Genomic DNA, 7,436 nt, shown 5'->3' with positions numbered 1-7,436 from the left:
GATGAATTTGCTATAATATTCAGAAATTCTGATGATATTGAAGCAACGGCAAAACGTATGGAGTTGATTATCCAAGATATCAAGAACACAAAATCGATTGAAAATTATATTGTCAATGTTGGTGCAAGTGCGGGGCTAGCTAAGTGTAATGATGCTAATATCAGTGTTAGTGAAATGGTAGAAATTGCATATAAGGCCTTATATGCAGCGATAGAAAACGGCAAAGGCCAAGTGTTTAAATCTCTTTCTGCTTAAAATTCAATCAATATCTAATTTAACAATTTTTGTAATTTTCTCGCGCGCGCTCTTACGGAGGCGGCTTTATCATCATGTGCATTCTTCAAAGCCTTTATCGCCTCTTCTTGGAAAGTTTTATATTTCGATCCAATAATGACTAAAACATGTAAGCTCCAGACCCGTAAAAATGGCCGCGAATGATTGGTCAGCGATTGTGACCATTGAAAAAAGCGGTTTGCTTGTTCTTGCGTTAAAGGGATCCATTCAATGGATTGACATATATGCAGCATTGATTGCCAAGGCATTTCATTATTTAGTAAAGCTACTATTTTTTCTATCTGATTTAACTTAAGAGTACCTCCCTCTTCTAGCTCTGCTTTAATGATCCAAGTAGCCCCTGCCGAAATTGTTTCCCTTGGATCAAAACTTAAGCGGATCAGTTCATCAAAATAATCAGGCGTATCGCGACATTTTATTCTTGCCTCAGATAAAAGTGAAACCGCAACACCATCGAATTTTTTTAATTCATTTTCTAATCTGTTTTTTTCATTCATGAATTTATTAAAAGCCCAAAAAAACACTAAGTTAATATATTAGTAGTAGAACATTTTTTATTTCTGTAATAACGTAATTATAAATCAATTAATCAATGTGTAAATATGACAAACATCCATAATATTAATAGCAATCATTATGCCATCGTGATTGGCAGTGCAAATATGGATATTTGTGGTGCTGCATCTAATTCATTTAAAATAAAGGATTCAAACCCAGGCATTATAAGCATGAGCGCCGGCGGCGTTGCGAGAAACATCGCAGAAAATCTTGCATTACTTGAATGCAAATGTCACTTAATCACGGCCGTTGGTAATGACGGCTTTGGCATTTCACTTGTAAATAAAGCAAATGCAGTAGGAATAAATACTGATAAAATTCTTAAATTAGAAAATGAAAAAACATCGACCTATTTAAACATAGTTGATAATACTGGTGAAATGATATCTGCTATTAGTGATATGGCGATTGTCGATCATATTACCCCTGAATATATTGAGCTTCACAATGAAATTATTCAAAAAGCAAGTGTCATAGTACTGGACACAAATATTCCTGAAAAAACGCTTTCTTATATCATTAATCGATTTAAAGAAGTTCCAATTATTGTTGATGCGGCATCAACCGTGAAGGCAATGAAAATCAAAAAACATCTTTCGGGAATACATTCACTAAAATGTAATAAAATAGAAGCTGAAGCCTTAAGCGGCATTGAAGATGATTTAAATGCAATCATTAATTGGTTCCATCAACGTGGTGTGGTAAGGGTCTATATTACCTTAGGTGAAGAAGGTGCTTTCTATAGTGAAAATCAAACCAGTGCCAAAATAACGCATCAAAAACAACACTGTAAAGTCATCAATGTTACTGGTGCGGGCGATGCCTTTACGGCGGGCATTACATACGGCTTACTAAAAGAATGGACTATTATTAAATCTATTCATTTCGGTATGGCAGCAGCAGTTATTGCGTTAAATCACATTGATACTATTAATCCAGAAATGTCGATTAAAAAAATAAATAGAATAATGGAACACGAATATGACAATTAATTTATCAGAGCAATATTTAGACATATTACCTGAAATAAAAACTGCAATCGATCAAGGAAAACCGATTGTTGCGCTTGAATCCACTATCATTTCTCATGGCATGCCCTACCCAAAGAATGTTGAAACGGCAAAAGAAGTCGAGCAAATGGTCCGCGATAATGGCGCTATTCCTGCTACTATTGCAATACTTGGTGGCCGATTAAAAGTCGGGCTTAACGATCAAGAATTAGAATATCTAGGTAAAAGCGGGCTAGAGGTTACCAAAGCAAGCCGCCGAGACATTCCATTCATTGTTTCACGCGGTGAAGACGGAGCAACCACAGTTGCTGCAACCATGATCATTTCAGAACTTGCTGGTATATCCTTGTTTGCCACTGGTGGTATTGGCGGCGTACATCGCGACGGTGAAAACTCGATGGATGTATCAGCAGATCTTAATGAACTATCTAATACGAATGTCAGTGTAATTTGTGCAGGGATAAAGTCGATATTGGATATTGGCCGTACATTAGAATACCTTGAAACCATGGGCGTTCCAGTCGTCGGCTATCAAACGGATCATGTACCTGCCTTTTATGCCAGAAGTAGCGGTTATGGTGTTGACTATCGTGCCAATTCCGCCAATGAAATAGCAGCATCATTAAAAGCCAAATACGACATGGGTTTAAATGGAGGTGCATTAATCACTAACCCCGTTCCTGAAAAATTCGCGCTAAACCCAAATGATATTGAAAAAACCATCAATGAAGCCATTCAAGAAATGAATAAACGCGGTATCACCGGAAAAGACACAACCCCGTTTTTGCTGGCGAGAATTGCAGAACAGACTAAAGGGGAAAGTTTAGATACCAATATTAAATTAGTTCTAAATAACGCAAAATTAGCAGCGGAAATTGCTGCAGAATTATGTAAACTCTAATAGTTGAAATTCGATGGCGATATCCAATCACGAAACATTACCAATAGTTGATTTAAAAGAATTTTTAAATTCAACAGGAGAAGAGCGTAAAAATTTAGCTTCACAAGTGGATGATATTTGTCGTTCAATCGGGTTTTTAATCATTAAAAATCACGGCGTCCCTGAAAAAATCAGAATTGATGCTTGGCTTGCTGCAGAAAGTTTTTTCAAAAAAAATGAAGAGGATAAAAGAAAAGCGCTTTCCAATGAAGAAGAAAGCCCTAGAGGCTATCTGCCAATAGAAGGGGAAACGCTAGCAAAAACACTCGGTGATGCTACGCCACCAGACCGTAAAGAAACATTTAGTAGCGGTCCTTTATCACCGCCGCCTGGTCATAGAACGACAGACGATTTTCATTTCTTTTATGGCCCCAACATTTGGCCAATTAAACCAAATAATTTTAAAGAAAAGTGGGTTGCTTATTATAACGCTATGGAACAATTGGGCGCTAAAGTCATGGAAATGCTCGCCGCGGCTTTAAACCTCGATAAAGATTTCTTTGTTAAATACCATACTCACCATATCAGCGCTTTAAGGTCGCAAAACTATCCTTCATTAAAAACTAAAGTGCTTCCTGGCCAATTACGAGCAGGGGCCCATTCCGATTATGGCAGTGTTACTTTACTATATCCTGATCCTATGATCGGTGGACTAGAAGTTAAATCAATTGACGGAGGCTGGATTAAAGCCCCAAAAGTTGAAGATGCTTATATAATTAACATTGGTGATTTACTCGCACATTGGACAAATGACCGATGGGTTTCGACACTGCACCGCGTTGTGGAGCCCGAGGGCGTAAAAGGAAAATCGTCACTAAAACGTCAATCCATTGCTTATTTCATGAACCCGAATTATGACGCTATGATCAAGGCTATCCCAACCTGCATCGATAATGAAAGTCCTGCGAAATACGATCCCGTTTTAGCGGGTGAATACTTAATGAATAAGTTTAAATCATCAGTATAAGTATCTGTTTTTAAAAATTTTTACAACGTACCAAAAATTCTATCCCCTGCGTCGCCGAGTCCAGGGACAATATAACTTTTCTCATTTAATTTTTCATCTATAGCAGCCGTATAAATCGGCACATCTGGATGCGCATCACTTAAGGCTTCTATGCCTTCTGGTGCGCTGAGAAGACACATAAACGTAATATTTTTAGCACCAGCCTGCTTAATACGGTCAAGAGCTGCAATAGCAGAATTACCTGTCGCAAGCATTGGATCTACCACCAAATTAAATCTTTCATCTAAATTTGGGGGCGCCTTAAAATAATATTCCACCGCATGAAGATCATCCGGATTACGGTAAAGCCCAACATGCCCTACTTTTGCAGTAGGGATAAGTTCAAGCAACCCTTTCATTAATCCATCCCCTGCCCGAAGAATTGAATGTATGCACATTTTTCTTCCGACAAGTTTCGGCTTGGATGTCTTAGCTACAGGCGTTTCAATCTCAACATCTTCTGTCGGCAAATCTCTGGTGACTTCATAGCCCATTAAAAAACTAATTTCTTGCAGTAAGGCCCTGAAAATTGCTGGTGGGGTTTCCTTTTTTCTCATAATGGTAAGTTTATGCTGAATGAAAGGATGAACTATAAGGTTTGCTTTACTCATTTTATTGCTCCAAGGCCGAAATATTAATTACGAAAACCACCTTACAAGTGATCTTTCTAATAGTCTATAAAAGCATACCATTTTGCTTTTGATTATAATTTTTATCAATATATTTAAAGATGTGTTTAGTATATATTCTAAAGATATATAAAATTATTCCTTAACAAGGAAGTCTATGGAACCGGGAACAACCAATCATAGCGCCAGACGCATAGCTGCATTCACAGTTGGCTTAGGATTAAGTCTGCTGTATTTTATAATTAGTGACAACCAGTGGCCAAGTAATTCCGAATTTCATACGATCATGGAAATGAGCGCTACTGTTCTGGCACTTTTCATAGGCATCCTCGCTCTCGTAAACTATTATTCTAAAAAAGAAGGCACTATTTTATTTATTGGAACCGGCTTTTTAGGTACCGCTTTTTTAGATGGGTTTCATGGCATTGTTACTTCGGAATTCTTTATCCCCTATATGCCGTCGGAAAATACGTCTCTCATTCCCTGGAGTTGGTTAGCCTCACGCTTGTTCTTATCAATATATTTATTTCTAAGTTTCCTCGCATGGAGAAGAGAAAAAAAATCTGTCTTAGCAAAACCTTTCAGTGAAAAAATTGTTTATATCAGTTCTATTACTTTAACGCTCGCAAGCTTTATATTATTTGCATTTGTTCCTCTTACGGAAGGGTTTTTCTCTGATACAGTATTTGCTCGACCCGAGGAGTATTTTCCGGCGGTTTTCTTCGCCTTAGCTATTATCGGATACATAAGAAAAGGTCAGTGGAAATATAGCGGCTTTGAATTTTGGTTGATTATGTCATTAATAATCGGATTTATTAGTCAAGCGATCTATATGTCAAATTCTGCAAACCTTTTTGACCTTGAATTTAATATGGCTCACTTACTTAAAATAACCAGTTATATCTTTATGTTAATTGGCCTACTAATCAATATGCATAATATTTACCAACAAGCCGAAATTGCAAATAGAACAAAATCAGAATTTTTGAATATTATAAGCCATGAGCTTAGAACCCCATTAACCGTTATTTTGGGTTATACGCCACTGTTATCACAACCTGAAAAATTACCTGCAACAAAAAAAATGTTAGACACATTAAAAGAAAAAGGGTTTGAGCATCAGGCTATCCCTGACCTTTTAGAAAAGTCACTCAATGAATATTCAAAATTTACAAATAAAATGGATGCATCCGGCAAGCATTTATTATCATTGATTAATGACATGTTGGACTTATCAAAAATCGAAGTCAATATGATGGAAATAGATCAAAAAGTCTTAACTATTCGTCCAATAATTATTGAAACATGCAAACAATTTGAGAAAAGTGCAAAAGATAAAGGACTGTCATTGAATTATAGCTCGTCTGATGATCAGATCTATGCCGATGAAAGACATATGTCACAAATTTTAATAAATCTCATTGGAAATGCTATTAAATTTACCGACGAGGGTAGCATTAATGTTGCGGCAGTCTCTAAAGGAGATTTCGTTGAATTCAGTATTACTGACACAGGCCACGGTATAAACAAAGATGATATCAAGAATATTTTTAATCAGTTTACACAAGTTGACGGATCAGCGACAAGAAACATAGGCGGCAGTGGTTTGGGGTTAGCAATAACAAAACGACTAATAGAATTACATAATGGACAAATTTCTGTTAATAGTGAATTAGATCAAGGAACCACATTCAAGTTTACAATTCCTAGAATTGTTGAGGATTAAAATGGGAAAAATTTTATTAGTTGATGATGACGAAGATATTCGTGAACTCGTTATACTAAGACTTGAAATTGCAGAACATGACATTGACTTTGCCGTCAATGGTAAAGTCGGTTTTGATATAGCAATGGAAAATAATTATGACCTTATTTTGATGGATATGCATATGCCTGTTATGGACGGCTATGATGCTATTCAGCAATTAAGGAGGTTTGGATATGAAGGAAAAATTGTCGGCTTAACCGCTTCAGCAATGATGAATGAAACTCAAAAAGCACTATCATCAGGCTGTGATGACGTTATCGTTAAACCAATCACCGAAGATTTCGAAATTCGAATTTCACAGTATATTGATAGCCAGTACTTCTAACAAAAAAATTTAATTCTTAGGCAGTAGTCATCAAATATTGATCAGCGAGTACTTCACCAACGGCGCGGTGTGCCTGATCAATCGCTGCATCCGTAAACGGACTCGCGTCCGCATCAGAATTGGCAATTGAAATTCGCCCTAACTGCTGCCTTGCAACTACACATGGGCGATCATCCGTAGCATACATTGCCCAATGATATGGTTCCGTAATGGTATCATAGGCATAAGCATTTCCGTGCGGCCATCTATTAACCGTAATGGCAGCAATATCGCGTGCTGCGTCAAAGCCACCAGGCCCCAAAGTACGTTGTAGCTGATCACGAATATTACGTTCGAAAGTTTCAAAAGATGTATTCAATAAATCATAGCGTCCAAGGCGTAATTGATCACGCCTTAGTTCACCTGGTGCATTAGGGGCACGGTGCATCTTAACAACCACAGGTTCATCCATTGTTTTGGGTGCAACATAATCCCCTACTTCAAATGGAAAATGAAGACTGGTTGTCGTATGATAAAGTCCCGGCGAAGAAATCGAGCCGATACCAAGTTTTTCAAACGCTTTGCCGTTCCTAAGCAAAACATTGGTGTATACTCGTGGTGCTTTAATTCCATAAAGCATCGCTTCTTTTTGCTCATCAGAAAAATCATCACAAATATAAGGAATGACATTATGCCAACATGCCATAATGACATTTTTTGATTTCACATTATAAGCCTTACCCCCTTGCATATAGTCGATACTAACATTTTTAGCTGATTCAATATCGCCAATATGTGCAACTTTTACAGCTGTGCTATTCAATCTTAGCCTTGTTGGATGTGATGCAACATCAAGTTTTGAATAATCAACCTTCGCCGTATAAATATCATCAAGTGTTTCACCAGGTATCGCATCTGGAATAAGAT

At 37.3% G+C, this 7,436-nt stretch carries 8 protein-coding genes and 1 pseudogene; 6 read left to right on the top strand and 3 right to left on the bottom strand.

What is annotated here, in order from left to right; genetic code table 11:
- Positions 1-255, top strand: a 255-nt coding sequence (locus ACTF6W_RS06625) for a diguanylate cyclase domain-containing protein (RefSeq protein WP_438993757.1), incomplete at its 5' end; no start/stop codon positions are given.
- Between the two features lie 14 nt (positions 256-269).
- On the opposite strand, the gene ACTF6W_RS06620 is transcribed toward ACTF6W_RS06625, so the two are convergent.
- A complete protein-coding gene (locus ACTF6W_RS06620) occupies positions 270-791 on the bottom strand; it encodes a hypothetical protein (RefSeq protein ID WP_438993756.1) in 522 nt (173 codons plus the stop codon).
- Between the two features lie 105 nt (positions 792-896).
- On the opposite strand from ACTF6W_RS06620, the gene ACTF6W_RS06615 reads away from it, so the two are divergent.
- Genes ACTF6W_RS06615 through ACTF6W_RS06605 form a run of 3 tightly spaced genes read left to right on the top strand, consistent with a single transcriptional unit; the run spans position 897 to position 3,769 of the window.
- On the top strand, positions 897-1,844 hold the full coding sequence (locus tag ACTF6W_RS06615) for a PfkB family carbohydrate kinase (RefSeq protein ID WP_438993755.1): 948 nt from the start codon (positions 897-899) through the stop codon (positions 1,842-1,844).
- Positions 1,834-2,763 (top strand): pseudouridine-5'-phosphate glycosidase, encoded by a 930-nt coding sequence (locus tag ACTF6W_RS06610; RefSeq protein WP_438993754.1) that lies wholly within the window; start codon positions 1,834-1,836, stop codon positions 2,761-2,763. The genes ACTF6W_RS06615 and ACTF6W_RS06610 overlap by 11 nt, the downstream gene beginning before the upstream one ends.
- Positions 2,764-2,776: 13 nt before the next feature.
- Positions 2,777-3,769 (top strand): isopenicillin N synthase family dioxygenase, encoded by a 993-nt coding sequence (locus ACTF6W_RS06605; protein WP_438993753.1) that lies wholly within the window; start codon positions 2,777-2,779, stop codon positions 3,767-3,769.
- Between the two features lie 20 nt (positions 3,770-3,789).
- On the opposite strand, the gene upp is transcribed toward ACTF6W_RS06605, so the two are convergent.
- Entirely contained in the window at positions 3,790-4,419 is a 630-nt protein-coding gene (gene upp / locus ACTF6W_RS06600) for a uracil phosphoribosyltransferase (protein WP_438993752.1), read from the bottom strand.
- 175 nt (positions 4,420-4,594) lie between these two features.
- Between upp and ACTF6W_RS06595 the strand changes: the two genes are divergently transcribed.
- Both ACTF6W_RS06595 and ACTF6W_RS06590 read left to right on the top strand, forming a co-directional pair.
- Positions 4,595-6,163, top strand: coding sequence for a sensor histidine kinase (locus ACTF6W_RS06595; protein ID WP_438993751.1), 1,569 nt, complete (start codon positions 4,595-4,597; stop codon positions 6,161-6,163).
- 1 nt (position 6,164) lies between these two features.
- Positions 6,165-6,530, top strand: coding sequence for a response regulator (locus tag ACTF6W_RS06590; protein WP_438993750.1), 366 nt, complete (start codon positions 6,165-6,167; stop codon positions 6,528-6,530).
- A 16-nt stretch (positions 6,531-6,546) separates the two neighbouring features.
- On the opposite strand, the pseudogene ACTF6W_RS06585 reads toward ACTF6W_RS06590, so the two are convergent.
- Positions 6,547-7,436, bottom strand: a pseudogene (locus ACTF6W_RS06585) (NAD(P)-binding protein); the annotation flags it as partial.

The organism is Pseudemcibacter sp., from assembly GCF_965661635.1.
GTDB lineage: Bacteria > Pseudomonadota > Alphaproteobacteria > Sphingomonadales > Emcibacteraceae > Pseudemcibacter.
The sequence above is the reverse complement of the archived record's forward strand: the minus strand, read 5'-3'. Positions and strand labels throughout refer to the sequence as shown.